This window comes from Fluviicola sp., assembly GCF_039596395.1.
In the GTDB taxonomy this organism is placed as follows: Bacteria; Bacteroidota; Bacteroidia; order Flavobacteriales_D; family Crocinitomicaceae; genus Fluviicola.
On sequence record NZ_JBCNJT010000001.1, the window covers coordinates 1063996 to 1079996 of the forward strand.

Below are 16001 nucleotides of genomic sequence, written 5' to 3' on the forward strand. Positions count from 1 at the left end.
TTCTTATCTTTATTTTAAGGACAACAAAAGTAAGGTAAATGTTGACATAAGCATAAAAAACCTGATTTTTACATCATGAAAAGAGCAGGTGTTTTATTTCTAACCGGATTATTGGCAGTTGGTTGTGCGCAATCGGCAGAAACCAGCGTGGAGAAAAAAGAAGAGATCGTGAAGAGTAAAGCGGATTCGGTTCCTTTGAAGGAAACGGAAGAACCGCCGGCGATGACAGGTTTTTTGTTGCACCAGGGAGATACGCTGGTAAGTGTGGATCATTTCAATGTCAACATCTGGTGGGAATTGAAATATGCTTCGACAGATAATTTCATGAAGCGTGTTTTATACGATACGCTTACAAAACCGTATGTTCAGATAGACGTGGCAAGAAGACTGGCAAGATCGCAGGAATATTTGACCGGAAGAGATCCGGGCTATCATTTATTGGTTTACGATGCACTTCGTCCGTTGAGCGTGCAATGGGAAATGTGGAATGCACTGGACACCATTCCTGCTTTTGAAAGAGGGAAATTTGTAAGCAATCCGAGAAACGGAAGCGTTCACAACTACGGGGCCGCAGTGGATATTACCATTTGTAATGCCAAACACAAACCATTGGACATGGGAGCCGGTTATGACGATATCCGTAAAATAGCTTATCCGAGCCTGGAATCCGAATTTTTGGCAAGCGGGGAAATCACGCAGCAGCAAATCGATAACCGGAAATTGCTTCGAAGAGCTATGAAAAGTCAGGGATTCTCCAATATCCCAACAGAATGGTGGCACTTCAATGCTTTTCCGAGACCGGTGGTCAAAAGCAAATACCAGCTTGTAACCAAAGAATTGCAGTAACTATGAACCGCAAAGAAAAGGAGAACGTAAATTAGTTCTCATTCCCTCTGCGTTCTTCGCGCTCTTTGCGGTTAAAGAAGAAAAGGGTTTTTAGTTTGAAATGAAAGCTTACTTTTGCTTCACACGAAAACGCTACATATGAAAACCGGATTTAAAACTGCTCTTTGGATGGTTTCTCTTTGCTTTACATCGCAATTGGATGCACAATACACCAAACTCCATGAATTTGATTATACAACAGGATCACATCCTTCTGCTTCACTGATCGGGGATTCGGTATATATGTATGGCGTAACGAGAGACAGAAGCAATATTTTCCGGATCAAATACGATGGAACTGATTTCGAAAACCTGCATTTTGTTTCAGGTATAGAAGGAAATACCACCTGCGGATCACTTTATTCGGATGGCGTGTATCTATATGGAACAGCCCAGTTCGGCGGACCCAATGGAGGTGGAACCGTGTTTAAGCTCCTGAAAGACGGAAGCAATTTTTCGGTGGTTTATAGTTTAGGTGCCACAATGAATGACGGCGAAGAACCAACCGGTTCTGTAATCAGTGACGGCATTTATCTCTATGGGATGACAGGAGGCTACGCAGGTATTTCGTACGGTACAATTTTTAAAGTAAAGAAAGACGGAACGGATTTTAGTGTGTTGCACACGTTTGCAAGCATCCCTTCAGATGGAAAAGCACCGCAAGGATCTTTGGTTAGCGACGGAACTTATCTATACGGAATGACACGCTATGGAGGAATCAATTCCAATGGAGTCATTTTCCGGATCAAACCGGATGGCAGTGATTATACGCTGATCAAAATGCTGACAACTGCGACAGGAGCACAGCCGTGGGGCGATTTGATATATGACGGAACCTGGCTGTACGGAATGACAGGGAATTACGGTCCGGGCGGTTACGGAACGGTTTTCAAAGTGAAACCGGACGGAACGGATTACGACGTACTCAAATCATTTACTTCCGGGAACGGCCCGAACGGGTCGGAGGCACACGGATCATTAATCCTGGAAGGAACGACTTTGTATGGAATGACGCGCCACGGCGGGCATAATTACGCCATGGGGAATGTATTCAGCATACAAACGGATGGAACGGGCTACCAGGATATGTACAATTTCAGTGACGAGGAAGGGAGAAATCCGCTTGGATCCTTGTTGTTGAAAGACAGTAGTTTATATGGGATGACTTACCTGGGAGGAGCATACACCTATGGAGTCATTTTCAAACTGGATAAAAGTGCAAAAGTCACCTTAGGAATGTCTGAGTGGGAGAAAGAAGTTTCGCTGAGTGTTTCTCCGAATCCTGTTTCGGATGTTTTGCATGTGGATACGGAAATAGAAGGAGAGAATGCGGAATATGCCCTTACCAACACATTAGGAGAAGTAATTTCAACCGGAGTTCTGAATACGGATCACCAGATCGTGGTTTCTGATTTGCAGCAGGGGATTTATTTCCTGGAAATCAACGGACGTTTGGTGCGGTTTGTCCGGAATTGATGTTATCAGTTCTTGGTTTTGACAGTTAAATCACAGAATTTTCTGAATTTAAAATAAGTTAATTTGTTGTTTTACAATAAATTACATAATTATAGTCTATTTATCCGATAGAATTTGTAGAAAATAATTTTCAATTCGCTTGTTCAACCCAAAAAGTGTCCCTTACTTTGTCCCGGTTAAAACAAAACACACTTCCGGAATGACATGTGAAATCCTACAGATGGAAATGCATGAAGCTTGTTCGTTCAGCGAACGGCACAGGGAATGATTTGTCTTAAAAGAGTTAATAGGCAAACCCTTCCGATGATCGTCCGGAAGGGTTTTTTGTTTGCATCCTAATACGAATAAAAAGATATGAAAACACGATTACTGATTGCTTTTATTTCACTGTTTGCGGTATTTACTTCCAAAGCACAAACGGTTATACAGGGAGAAGTGGTGGACGAAACCGGCCAATATATTCCGAATTCCCGGATTACAGTCATCTCAACGGGAAGGACTTATTTGAGTGATTCTTTGGGGAAATTTTCCATAGAAACTTCTGAGAACATTCCTTTCGCAGTCAAATTCCATACTCCCGGGTTCCAGTCCTCGGAATTGGAGATCAAAGAAGGAACAAACACGGGGATTCATGTGGTTTTGAAGGATGAAGCTTTGTCGGAAGTGTTGGTTTCGGCCAGAAGGAGGGAAGAATCTGCGCAGGATTTGCCCATTCCGATTGCGGTGATTTCCGGTGCCGCTGTTTCTGAGTCGGGTTCGTTTAATGTGAACCGCGTGAAGGAATTGGTACCATCCGTTCAGCTTTATTCTTCGAATCCCCGCAATACGACGCTGAACATTCGCGGATTGGGATCCACTTACGGGTTGACGAATGACGGAATTGATCCGGGAGTAGGGTTTTATGTCGACGGAGTTTATTACGCCCGGCCTGCAGCCACTACACTTGATTTTATAGATGTCGAACAGATCGAAGTATTGCGTGGGCCGCAGGGGACTTTATTCGGGAAAAACACGACAGCCGGTTCGTTCAATATTACTACCAAAAAGCCCGGATTTACGCCGGGAGCGAGCTTCGAGTTGAGTTACGGAAATTACGGGTACATCCAGGCAAAAGCGTCCATCACGGGGCCGGTCAGTAAAAAAATTGCGGCAAGGGCTTCTTTTTCCGGAACACAGCGGAACGGAACGATTTACAACGTAGCAACCGGCAAATACACCAATGATTTGAATAACCAGGGAGCAAGAATTCAATTCCTCTACAAACCGACTGAAAAAATCAACATCACACTAGCCGGGGATTATTCGCGGCAAAGACCGGATGGCTATGCGCAGGTAATTGCGGGCGTGGTGAAAACGAAACGCGCGGACTACAGGCAATTCGACCGGATCATTGAAGACCTGAACTATTCCTTGCCAAGTGAGCAGGCATTCGACCGGAAGATCGATCACAATACCGTTTGGAAATCGAACCAGGATATGGGCGGAGTTTCTTTGAATACCGATTTTAAAGTAGGAAAAGGGAAGATCACTTCGACTACCGCCTGGCGTTTCTGGGATTGGGATCCTTCCAATGACCGCGATTTTACGGGATTAGATGTTCTGTCTATCTCCCAGGCTCCTTCCAAACACCAGCAATGGTCGCAGGAAGTGCGCTATGCCGGTGACTGGACGAAATGGCTGAGCGCGGTTGCGGGAATTTATGTCATCGGCCAGGAATTGAAAGGTTCGCAAAAAGAAGAAAGCGGCAAAGACCAATGGCGTTTTGCACAAAGTTCTACCAGTTCGCTTTGGCAAACTCCCGGGCTGTTTGAAGGTTATGGTATCAATACCCGCTCGAAATTGAACAGCTGGAGCAGTGCCGTATTCGGGCAGCTGGATTGGAAACTCTTGCGCAAAGTACATGTGCTGACCGGATTCCGTTTCAATTACGATGCAAAAGAAGTCTATTTCGACCGAAAAACTTACGGCGGGCTTCAAACAACAGACCCGGCCCTGATTGCGTTGAAAAAACAAGTGTACACAGATCAGAACTTCCATACAAAAACTGAAAATTCGAATTTGTCGGGGCAATTGACGCTTTCTTACAAACCGGTCCGCCAAATCACAGCTTATGGTACTTTTTCAACAAGCTACAAACCGGTCGGACTGAATTTAGGAGGATTGCCCACCGAATCGGGGCGGGTAATGACAGAATTGGCAATTGTGCGGCCGGAATTTGTACAGCATACTGAAATAGGCGTCAAAACCGCCCCGCTGAAGAACTTTATAGTCAACGTGACTGCTTACAACACCGAAATCAAAGATTACCAAACGCAGGTACAGACTGCAGAGGTCGGAGTAAACAGGGGATATCTCGCAAATGCTGAAAGAGTGCGCGTATTTGGAGTGGAACTGGATGGGAATATCCGCTTCAACGAGTATGTTTCACTTTATGCAAATGCGGCTTATACGGAAGGAAAATACGTGAAATTTGAAAATGCACCCGTTCCTTTGGAGGAAACTGGAGGTTCAAGCGCATATAAGGATATTTCCGGTTCCAGGCTGCCCGGCATTTCAAAATGGATTGGCTCGGTAGGGGCGGATTTCAGTTTGAAAGGGCAGCTGTTTAAGTGGGACGGAAGATTCTTTTTAGCACTCGATTCGTATGCAAGATCATCCTTTTCATCCAGTGCTTCCGAGTCCGCGTACTTGAATGTTTCCGGCTATGCTTTGCTCAACGGACGAATCGGGTTCAGGGCAGGTGAAGGAGTTTCCCTCTTCCTGTGGGCAAGAAACCTCCTTAACAGGGATTATTACGAGCAATTATTGGTTGCAGCCGGAAATGCCGGACAATATGCCGGTGTATTGGGAGATCCTGCAACTTACGGAGTAACGATGAAGTATGCATTTTAGATAGAAAACGGAATAATCTTAATTAAAAGAGCCTGTCGGATCAGTTCGACGGGCTTTAATGAGTTTTCAATTCCTATTAATTTAGTAGTATATTTGTTTTTATGATACCAAAAAGGTCCAAGTATGCCATCCAGGCATTGAAGTGTTTAGCGAAAGTTTACCGCGATAAGAAACATTTGTCGATTGCAACCATTGCAGAAGAAGAACATATTCCGAGAAAATTCCTGGAAGCCATTTTGCTGCAACTACGGAATGGGGGAATGGTAGGCAGTAAAATGGGCGCAAACGGCGGGTATTTCCTGGTAAAACACCCGGACGAAATCGTTTTGAGCAACATCATTCGCGCAACCGGCGGACCTATTGCCTTGCTTCCTTGTGTGAGCCTGAATTTCTACGAAGAATGCCTGGAATGTCCGCATGAAGAGCTTTGCGGGTTACACGATGTGATGCTGGAAGTACGCGAAGCAAGCATTCATATTCTCTCCAAAACAAGTCTGGCTGATTTAATTTTACGTGAAAAGAAATTGTTGAGAAAAGCTGAAAGTAAGCGTAAATAGTCGTTTTTTTGAATTTAATCTCCTATTTATCCGATAGGAATAATGGAAAATAAATTCACTTTTCCTTGGACCTTTCACAAACAGCCGTTTACTTTGCACCATCATTGATTCAGGATTGAATCCAACAAGTAGAAATATGATCAAGAAGAACTTCATGCGTCAAATGCCAATGCAGCTGTGTTGTATGTCCCGTATGGGACAGCGGAAGGAATAACTATAAACGAACAAGTGAGTTACAGCCCTTCTCCGTATCCAACAGAGAAGGGTTTTTTATTGCAATCAACATTTTAAACATGAAAAAAGTATATATCAATGAATATGGTCCGAGAGTCTCAGCTGCTATTTACGGCTTTTGGCGCTGGACGGAAGAAGATCTTCAGGGAGCACGTAAATTTGAAGATGTCGTATTGTTTACACGTGAATTGGGAATCGATACATATGACCTGAGCACGAATCACGGATCAAGTCAATTGGAAACCCAATTCGGTAAACTGATCGAATCCAAAGCGATTAACCAATCGGAACTGATCTTGTCGAAAAAGGTCGGTTTACGCGAATATTCCGGTTCTCACGGAAGTGGTATTTACCACGATTTGAGCCCGCAGTACATTACAAAAGAGGTGGAGCAGTCTTTGACCCGGCTGAAAAGAGATAAAATAGAGATCCTGATCCTGGAAGGTTTTGACTTCCTGTCTAATTTCGAGGAAACAGCTTCGGCCTTATTGAAACTGCAGCGAAGCGGGAAGATCTCTTACATCGGGGTTTCCAATTTCAATGTGTTCCAGCAAAGATTGTTGTCTTCGTCACTTTCGCAGCCCATCATTACCAATCACCTGGAACTGAATTTACTGCAAACGGAAGCGCTTCACGACGGTCGATTTGATTTTATTCGCGAACAGCACAGCAGGGCAATGGCGTTTTCTCCGCTTGCCGACGGACGTATTTTGCTTAGCGAAGACGCTCAGGCGGTCAAATTGCGTCTGGCTTTGATAGAAATCGGTAAAAAGTACGAAGCGAACGTGGAGCAGGTTGCAGTTGCCTGGCTGAATAAACTGGGAGCATTGCCTATCATTGGAAGCAAGGAAAAGCGCCGGATCCAAAATGCGGCAACGGCACATGCTTTCGAGCTTACGCGGGAAGAATGGTATTACCTGTACAACGCTACGAACTAGTCATGGAAAGTTTCAGAACGGTATACGAAAACCAGGTCGGCGATAACAAATTGCGTGTTGAGCAGGATATCCTGGAACTGGGCGAGAAAATTGCCGCATTCAAAGAAGGTAAAATTCCCGATGATAAGTTCCGCGCCTTACGCCTTGCGCGTGGGGTTTACGGACAACGTCAGCTGGGAGTCCAGATGATCCGTATTAAATTGCCGTATGGGAAAGTAACTTCGGGTCAATTGCGCAGGATTGCGCAGGTAAGTGATGAATACAGCACCGGACGGTTGCACATTACCACGCGGCAGGATATCCAGATCCACCACGTTTCCCTGGACCGGACTCCCCAATTGTGGGCAGATCTCGAAAAAGACGACGTTACGCTTCGGGAAGCGTGTGGAAATACAGTAAGAAACGTTACGGCAAGCGATAATGCGGGCATCAATCCCAACGAATTGTTTGACGTCACACCCTATGCGGAACAGGTTTTCCGGTACTTTCTGCGAAAACCGTTCGGACAGGAATTGGGTCGCAAGATCAAGATCGCGTTCAGTTCGGATGACGCCGACGATACGTTTACCTTTATCCACGATTTCGGCTTTATTCCACGTGTGGAAGCCGAAGTAAAAGGATTTAAAGTACTGGTAGGCGGAGGACTTGGTGCGCAGCCTTTTTTGGCTCATACTGCTTACGAATTCCTTCCTGCTACAGAAATCATCCCGTTTATAGAAGCGTCCATCCGCATTTTCGACCGCCACGGAGAACGAAACAGCCGGAATAAAGCCCGGATGAAATACCTGGTATCCAAACTCGGATTGGAATCTTTTTTAGAATTGGTTGACCGGGAAAGAGCAGCCGTTCAGTTTGAACCGGAGAAAGATAGTTTGATTGATTTAAATGGTTTTGATTATCAGAATCTTGACCCGGTTGATATCAATCAATTGTTTACGGAAGATCCAGTTTACAATCAATGGGTAAAAACCAATGTGTTTCCGCAAAAGCAACCGGGGCATCTGGCAGTTTATGTCAAAGTTCCTTTGGGAGATTTTTACACGGACCAGGCGCGTTCCCTGGCTTATTTGCTGGATAGTTTACAACTCCCGGAATTGCGGTTTACGATTAACCAGAACATCCAGTTGCGCGGAGTAAGGAAAGATCAATTGCCAACGGTTTATTCGCAGCTTTCTTTACTGAATCTGATCGAGCCCGGATTTGGCGGATTGACGGATATCACTGCTTGTCCGGGAACGAATACCTGTAACCTGGGAATTTCCAACAGTACGAATGTTGCTTTGGAACTCGAATCTTTTATCCGCACCAACTACCCGAAACTGATCGAAGAAACGGGAATTTCGATCAAGATCAGCGGCTGTATGAATTCCTGCGGACAGCATGGTTTGGCGCAAATCGGGTTTCATGGAAGTTCTATTAAAACAAAAGAAGGAACACTTCCGGCTTTGCAGGTTTTGCTCGGTGGTGGAAAAACCGGTTCTGGAACAGGAAGAATTGCTGAAAAAGTGATTAAAGTTCCCAGCAAACGCATTTTGAAAGTGGTTCAGTTCATTCTGGATGATTTCCTGGAATTCCACGAAAACGACGAGTATTTCAATGATTATTTCGACCGCAGAGGAAATGCCTGGTTCTACAATTTGTTGAAACCGTTGGCTGATCTGGAAGAAGTTGCCCCGGAAGAATACCTGGATTGGGGGCAAAATGAACGGTTCGCAACAGCAATCGGAGTGGGCGAGTGTGCCGGTGTGATCATTGATCTCGTAGCAACTTTATTTTCAGATGCGGAAGAAAAGTGGGAATCTGCAACGGTAGCCTTGGAACAATCGCGGTTTGCAGATGCTGTTTACTACGCCTATGCTGCCGGCATTCACGCTGCAAAAGCACGCCTGATCGAAAAAGGGATCCGATGCAACACCCAACAGGGAATCCTGACGGATTTTGATACGCACTTGGGGGAAACATTCGGATTTTCTGAAACAAACAGCTTCAGTGAAAAAATCCTGGAAATAAACAAAGAAAAAGCCACGGAAACTTTTGCAAAAGCCTATTTGAATGAGGTGTCTGAGGTATTAACGAAATTGACAAAAAAACAATGAATAGTAAATTAATTCCGCAGATTTCCCTGGTTGGGGCAGGGCCGGGAGATATCGAACTGATTTCCGTCAAGGGGCTCAACCGCTTGAAGAAAGCCAATGTGGTGCTTTACGATGCACTGGTGAACGAAGAATTATTGACTTACGCTCCGACCGCGAAGAAGATCTTTGTAGGAAAGCGTTTAGGATTTAAAGCATACGAACAGGAGCAGATTAACCAACTTTTGGTAGAATCAGCCAATGAATATGGTCATGTAGTACGCTTGAAAGGTGGAGATTCTTTTGTTTTCGGAAGAGGAATGGAAGAGGTGCTCTTTGCACAAAAGCATCAGATCTCGACGGAAGTCATCCCGGGAATTTCGAGTTCGATTGCTGTTCCTGCGTTGGCGAATATCCCGGTAACACATCGCGGGGTGAGTAATTCATTCCTGGTCTTATCAGCTACTTTGGCTGATGGCTCTTTGAACCCGGAGTTGGAGAAAGCTGCTTCTTTGAATGCAACGATTGTGATCCTGATGGGGGTGAGTCAGCTTGAAAAGATTGCCGGTTTGTTTACGAAACACTCCAGGGCGGATCTTCCGGCAGCAGTGATTTGCAACGGTTCATTGCCTGAAGAGGAAATCATTGTGGGAACGGTTGCCACGATTTCAGAACAATACAGAAGGTCAGAAGTAAAAGGGCCGGGAGTAATTGTGATCGGTGAAGCAGTATCGTTTGCGGAAGTCTGTAACACACCATTATCCGGTTCAATTTGTCTTTCATGAGAGAATCGCATACCAATGAACTATTTCCGGTGTTCCTGAAAACTCATGAACTGCAGGTTTTGCTGGTCGGAGGAGGAGCAGTGGCACTGGAAAAACTCAGGGCTTTATTGCTGAATTCTCCGGAAACCAATGTGACGGTTGTTGCCCGTGAATATTTGGATGAGTTTATTGATTTTGCCGAACGCCACGAAACGGTTTACATGGAAGTACGTGATTTTGAAGAAACGGATATTGCCGGGAAACAATTGGTCATTACAGCCTTGAATGATTTGGAGTTTTCGGAGCATCTAATGAACCTGGCACACGACGCCGGAATCCTGTACAATGCGGCAGACAAACCGGAACTTTGCACTTTCTACCTGGGATCAGTGGTGAAAAAGGGGCATTTGAAAATCGGGATCTCCACAAACGGCAAATCGCCTACACTGGCAAAACGCCTGAAAGAAATACTGGATGAGAACCTGCCGGATGAATTAAACGATTCTGCCTTGCATTTGAATGAATTCCGGAATTTTCTGAAAGGAGATTTTACGAAGAAAGTGAAGAAAATGAATCAGGCAACAGCCGGATTGATTGTCAAAGCGGAAAGGCCCTGGTATTTCTTTTCTCCCTGGAAGCTTAGCGCTTATCTATTCGGGATATTAGTGGTAATGCTTACCGGGCATTTGATCTTTACGCTGATTCCTTTGGAAGGGATCTGGAATTCCGCTTCAGGAATGATCGATTCCCTGACAATCGATTTTGCTTATTTCATGCTGGCCGGATTCATCGCGCAAATGATTGATGGGGCTTTGGGAATGGCCTACGGGGTCAGTGCGACTACTTTTCTGCTGTCTTACGGAATTTCTCCGGCTATTTCGAGTATGTCGGTGCACGCGTCCGAGATTTTTACCAGCGGAGTTTCAGGGATTATGCACCTGCGCTTCGGAAATGTGAATAACAGGCTGTTCAAATCGATTTTGCTTCCCGGGGTGCTGGGAGCAATTGCAGGGGCTTATCTATTGTCTGAGTTTCAGCATTTCAACTACATCATCAGGCCGGTAGTTAGCTTATACACACTGATTCTGGGCGCATTGATCATTTACAAAGTGATCCGTAAGAAACAGGCCCGGAAAAAAGTAACGAAAGCAGGATGGTTGGGGCTTCTGGGAGGATTTTTGGATTCAATCGGCGGTGGCGGCTGGGGACCGGTCGTTTCATCAACCCTGATTGCCCGTGGAAAACACCCGAGAATGATCGTCGGATCTGTTAATTTAGCGGAGTTTTTCGTTTCTTTGGCAAGCTCTTTTACGTTCTTTACCGTTCTCGGGGCAAATAATGTATGGCAACCCATTTTCGGATTGATACTGGGAGGAGTTTGTGCAGCGCCGATAGCAGCATATTTGACATCGAAACTGAATATCAAGGCCATGATGTTGTTTGTTGGAATTATAGTCGTAATCGTAAGTTTGCGCAATTTTATAACGGTCTTATTTTAAGAGGAAATGATTGAGAAAATAAAAGAAATAGCCTACACTAACCTGGAGGATTATTTGGCTCAGCTTGCTTCTTTAGACGGAGTAAGAATAGCTTTGTCATCCAGTTTGAGTTGGGAAGACCAGGTGCTGACACATGCGGTTTATTCACAGGAATTACCGATTCGCGTATTTACATTAGATACCGGCCGGTTGTTTCCGGAAACCTACAGCGTGATCGAAGCCACCAGGCAGCGTTATCACAAAGACCTGGAAGTGTATTTTCCGGAATACGGGGCGGTGGAACAATTGGTGACTCAAAAAGGACCGATCAGCTTCTACGAATCGCTTGAAAACAGGAAAGAATGCTGTTTTATTCGGAAGGTGGAACCATTGAACCGGGCGTTGAAAGACGTGGATGTCTGGATAACCGGGCTTCGTGCAGACCATTCGGAAAACCGTGCAGGTTTGGAATTGATGGAATGGGACGAACAGCGCCGGATTGTCAAGGTGAATCCGCTTGCCAACTGGAGCCTGGAAGAAGTTAAAACATACATTAAACAGCATAACATTCCTTATAATGTATTGCAGGATCGCGGTTTTGTAAGTTTGGGATGTCAGCCGTGCACACGTGCCGTTCAGGAAGGAGAACCTTTCCGTGCTGGTCGCTGGTGGTGGGAAGACAACTCGAAAAAAGAATGTGGGCTGCATAATTAATTCGTTGTTTCCCCCTTTGAAGGGTGGACCAAGGGGGATGGTCATCCCTCTCAATCTCCTCTTGACGGAGTCTGATACTCGTCAGACCCTCCAGGGGAGAGGTGTTGAGAAATTTAATGAACAAAAATGAAAGATTATTTAGACGAATTGGAGGCGGAAGCCATTTACATCCTGCGGGAAGTTGCGGGACAATTTGACCGGCCGGCTTTATTGTTTTCCGGGGGAAAAGACAGCATTTGCCTGGTGCATCTGGCTTTGAAAGCCTTCAGGCCGGGTAAGTTTCCTTTCCCGCTGGTACATGTCGACACGGGACATAATTTCCGGGAGGCACTTGAATTCAGGGATGCTTTGGCGGCAGAACTGGGAGAACAGCTAATTGTCCGGAATGTAGCTGATACCATTGCGAAACAGAAACTACAGGATGCAAAAGGAAAATTCCCGAGCAGAAATGCTTTGCAGACTTATACCTTACTGGAAGTGATCGAAGAATTTGAGTTCGATGCCTGTATCGGCGGAGCACGAAGAGACGAAGAAAAAGCACGGGCCAAAGAGCGGGTTTTCTCCGTTCGTGACGAATTCGGTCAGTGGGACCCGAAGTTGCAGCGTCCGGAATTGTGGAGTATTTATAACGGAAAGATCGATAAAGGAGAAAATGTACGCGTATTCCCGATCAGTAACTGGACAGAGTTGGACGTGTGGAATTACATCAAGCGTGAAAACATTGCTTTGCCTAAAATTTACTTTACACATGAACGCGAATGTGTTTTGACCGAACACGGCCAGTTGATGGCCAACAATGAATTCCTGAACCTGGACGAAAACGACCGGATCGTCACCAAAAAAGTGCGTTACAGAACGGTTGGAGATATGACCTGCACCGCGGCTGTTGAAAGCGAAGCATACACGGTAGATGATATTATTGCGGAACTGAAAGAAGCAAAAATCTCGGAGCGTGGTGCAACACGCATGGACGACCGTATTTCGGAGGCAGCAATGGAAGACCGGAAGAAAGGAGGATACTTTTAATTATCAATGATAAATTATCAATGGTGTAAGTCTTGATAATTGAAAATTGATCATTCATCATTAACTATGGATTTACTAAGATTTTTTACGGCAGGAAATGTAGATGACGGCAAAAGTACCCTGATCGGGCGTTTGTTGTATGACAGCGAGTCCATTTCCACGGATATTATAGAAACACTCACACGCCAGAGTAAAACAACGGGTGAGAACACGGAAATAGACCTGGCTTTGTTAACAGACGGTCTGCGTGCCGAACGCGAACAAGGGATCACGATCGATGTGGCTTACAAATACTTTTCGACAGACAAGCGTAAGTTCATCATCGCTGATACTCCGGGACACGCACAATATACGCGAAATATGTTCACAGGTGCTTCAACGGCTCAACTGGCCATTATCCTTGTGGATGCGCGAAACGGAATTACGGAGCAAACAAAACGTCACAGCATTATTTCAGCGGTGCTGGGAATTCCGCAAGTCTTATTGTGTATCAACAAAATGGACCTGGCAGGTTACAGCGAGCAACGCTTCGACGAAATTGTCTCCGAATACGCGGATTTTTCCCAAAAGATCGGGTTGAAAAAGGTAGATTACATCCCGACTTCTGCCCTGGTGGGAGAAAACGTGGTGCATAAAAGCACACAGATGAACTGGTATCCCGGACCATCATTGCTTCATTACCTGGAAAATATTGAGATCGAAGCTTCCGAAGTTTCCGATGAAGCGCGTTTCCAGGTGCAATACGTGATCCGTCCGCAAACAGAAGAACTGCACGATTACAGAGGGTATGCAGGAAGCGTTCTGAACGGAACATTTCACACAGGAGATGAGGTAACGGTTTTACCTTCCGGTTTGTCTAGCAGGATCTCTAAGATTGAAAGCAATTTGAAGGAAGCAGACAGTGCAGGAAAAAATCAGCCGGTAATCCTTCATCTGGAAGACGATCTGGACATCAGCCGCGGAAATACAATTGTTCCGTCAAATGCTTTGCCGGTATCGGAGAAGTCACTGAATGCAACGATCTGCTGGATGGACAATGCGTCATTTAACGCCGGACAGAAATTCATTCTTCAGCAAAACAGTTTCCGCACGAAAGCGGCGATCAAAGAAATTTACTCAAAGATCGATATTCACAGCTTTAAGGATTTGGAAAGTGACGGAACACTTCGCCTGAACGAATTGGCTAAAGTTTCCCTTAAAACAGCTGAAGCGGTGAGTTACGATCCGTTCCAAAAGCTGGCGAAAACAGGTGCTTTTATCTTAATTAACGAAAATACCAATCAAACAGTGGCCGCGGGAGTCCTGTAATAAATTTGATAAAATTGACAATTGAAAAGACTTTTACATTTTCCATTATCAATTTTCAATTAACATAGAAATCATGATCGAAACAGATATCATTATCATTGGTGCAGGGCCGGTTGGCCTCTTTACCGTTTTTGAAGCCGGATTGTTAAAATTGCGCTGTCATCTGATTGACTCGCTGCCACAGCCCGGCGGACAGTGTTCGGAGATTTATCCCAAAAAACCGATTTATGATATTCCCGGATTTCCATCCGTTTTGGCCGGAGATCTGGTAGCTAATTTAATGGAGCAGGCAGCACCGTTTAAACCCGGGTTTACTTTGGGAGAAGCTGCTTCCGGGATTGACAAGCAGGAAGACGGTTCATTTATCGTGACTACGGTTAAAGGAACGCAACATAAAGCCCCGGTTGTTATGATCGCCGGTGGATTGGGAGTTTTCGAACCGCGTAAACCGCCTATCGAAAGCATCGGGTTATTTGAAGAAAAAGGAGTGGACTACATCATCAAAGACCCGGAAGTTTTCCGCGGAAAGAAATGTGTGATTGCCGGAGGAGGCGATTCTGCACTGGATTGGTCGATTTACTTGGCGGAAAACAACATTGCTTCGGAAGTGACGCTGGTACACAGAAGCGCTTCGTTTCGTGGACATTTGGATTCGGTACAGAAAGTGATCGATATGGCCGGAAGCGGTAAAATCTCGTTGATTACAGAAGCCGAAGTAACTGATCTGAAAGGAGGAAGCTCCCTGGAAGAAGTAATCATCAGCCATTCCAAAAACGGGGAGATAATTACCAAAGCAGATCATTTTATTCCTTTGTTCGGATTGAAGCCTTCTTTAGGACCGATCGCGGACTGGGGACTGGAAATCGAAAAAAGCGCCATTAAAGTTAATACGCTGGATTATTCCACCAACATCCCGGGAATTTATGCCATCGGAGATGTGAATACCTATGAGAATAAACTGAAACTGATCCTGTGTGGATTTCACGAAGGGACGTTAGCGGTTCAATCTGCTTTTGCACGGATACACCCGGATAAGAAAAATATCCTGAAGTATACGACCGTAAATGGGGTGAATGGGTTTTAATAAACTCCCGCAAAAAAATACGAATAAGTCGGAATAAAAAAATCCCCGGTTTCCATACAAATGGGCCGGGGATTTTTAGTTCTATGTGATTCTTAGTGAGAATGCCCTTCGTGGCTGTGACCGTCACCTTCTTTGTGTTCATGCTCGTGATCTTCCGTTGCAGAACAAAGTCCTACAATCTGGTGGAATACATCGTGCAAACCTGAAAGTGATTTCGTGATCTTTTTGTCACTAGCTCCTTTTTTGATGTCAGCTTCTAATTTCTGACTGTCAGTAACCAATTGATCAACCGCTTTCTTTACTTTTTCGTTGTCGAAATCAGCAGGAAACTTGGATGCCTGAAGTGTTTTTGCTTTTTGCACCATTTCCCCGATACGTGTTTTGATCGGTTCCAGGTTTCCTTCTTCACTTGGGTGGAATGTTTGAGCCATTACTTTGTGGAACTCTTTCAATTCAGCCCAATCCTGTAATTTGCTTTGCGCAGTTGCCTGATTTGCCCATGCGGCAATTCCAAAACCAACTAATAGTAATAAAGCTATTTTTTTCATCATTGTTTTTTTAGTTCTGTAAAAT

General features: G+C 45.0%; 13 protein-coding genes. 12 read left to right on the plus strand and 1 reads right to left on the minus strand.

Going from position 1 to position 16001, the window contains the following annotated elements; genetic code table 11:
• Positions 1–75: 75 nt before the first annotated feature.
• The 12 genes from ABDW02_RS04455 (at position 76) to ABDW02_RS04510 (ending at position 15428) form a co-directional block, all read left to right on the plus strand.
• Positions 76–846, plus strand: coding sequence for a M15 family metallopeptidase (locus ABDW02_RS04455; RefSeq protein ID WP_343632515.1), 771 nt, complete (start codon positions 76–78; stop codon positions 844–846).
• 138 nt (positions 847–984) lie between these two features.
• Entirely contained in the window at positions 985–2361 is a 1377-nt protein-coding gene (locus ABDW02_RS04460; RefSeq protein WP_343632517.1) for a T9SS type A sorting domain-containing protein, read from the plus strand.
• 354 nt (positions 2362–2715) lie between these two features.
• Positions 2716–5253 (plus strand): TonB-dependent receptor, encoded by a 2538-nt coding sequence (locus tag ABDW02_RS04465; protein ID WP_343632518.1) that lies wholly within the window; start codon positions 2716–2718, stop codon positions 5251–5253.
• 101 nt (positions 5254–5354) lie between these two features.
• Positions 5355–5810: an Rrf2 family transcriptional regulator gene (locus ABDW02_RS04470; protein ID WP_343632520.1), complete on the plus strand. Its 456-nt coding sequence runs from the start codon at positions 5355–5357 to the stop codon at positions 5808–5810.
• Positions 5811–6103: 293 nt separating this feature from the next.
• On the plus strand, positions 6104–6982 hold the full coding sequence (locus ABDW02_RS04475; protein ID WP_343632522.1) for an aldo/keto reductase: 879 nt from the start codon (positions 6104–6106) through the stop codon (positions 6980–6982).
• 2 nt (positions 6983–6984) lie between these two features.
• On the plus strand, positions 6985–9078 hold the full coding sequence (locus tag ABDW02_RS04480) for a nitrite/sulfite reductase (protein ID WP_343632524.1): 2094 nt from the start codon (positions 6985–6987) through the stop codon (positions 9076–9078).
• Entirely contained in the window at positions 9075–9839 is a 765-nt protein-coding gene (gene cobA / locus ABDW02_RS04485; RefSeq protein WP_343632526.1) for a uroporphyrinogen-III C-methyltransferase, read from the plus strand. Before ABDW02_RS04480 ends, cobA begins: the two co-directional genes overlap by 4 nt.
• On the plus strand, positions 9836–11317 hold the full coding sequence (locus ABDW02_RS04490; RefSeq protein WP_343632528.1) for a TSUP family transporter: 1482 nt from the start codon (positions 9836–9838) through the stop codon (positions 11315–11317). Before cobA ends, ABDW02_RS04490 begins: the two co-directional genes overlap by 4 nt.
• Positions 11318–11323: 6 nt before the next feature.
• Positions 11324–12010: a phosphoadenylyl-sulfate reductase gene (locus ABDW02_RS04495; protein ID WP_343632530.1), complete on the plus strand. Its 687-nt coding sequence runs from the start codon at positions 11324–11326 to the stop codon at positions 12008–12010.
• A gap of 126 nt (positions 12011–12136) precedes the next feature.
• The gene (cysD, locus tag ABDW02_RS04500) at positions 12137–13036 is read left to right on the plus strand and encodes a sulfate adenylyltransferase subunit CysD (protein WP_343632532.1); all 900 of its coding nucleotides are present in this window, start codon (positions 12137–12139) and stop codon (positions 13034–13036) included.
• Between the two features lie 66 nt (positions 13037–13102).
• A complete protein-coding gene (locus ABDW02_RS04505) occupies positions 13103–14344 on the plus strand; it encodes a GTP-binding protein (protein WP_343632534.1) in 1242 nt (413 codons plus the stop codon).
• A gap of 73 nt (positions 14345–14417) precedes the next feature.
• Positions 14418–15428: an NAD(P)/FAD-dependent oxidoreductase gene (locus tag ABDW02_RS04510; RefSeq protein WP_343632536.1), complete on the plus strand. Its 1011-nt coding sequence runs from the start codon at positions 14418–14420 to the stop codon at positions 15426–15428.
• A 92-nt stretch (positions 15429–15520) separates the two neighbouring features.
• Here the strand turns inward: ABDW02_RS04510 and ABDW02_RS04515 are convergent, their stop codons facing one another.
• A complete protein-coding gene (locus tag ABDW02_RS04515; RefSeq protein WP_343632538.1) occupies positions 15521–15976 on the minus strand; it encodes a hypothetical protein in 456 nt (151 codons plus the stop codon).
• Positions 15977–16001 lie beyond the last annotated feature (25 nt).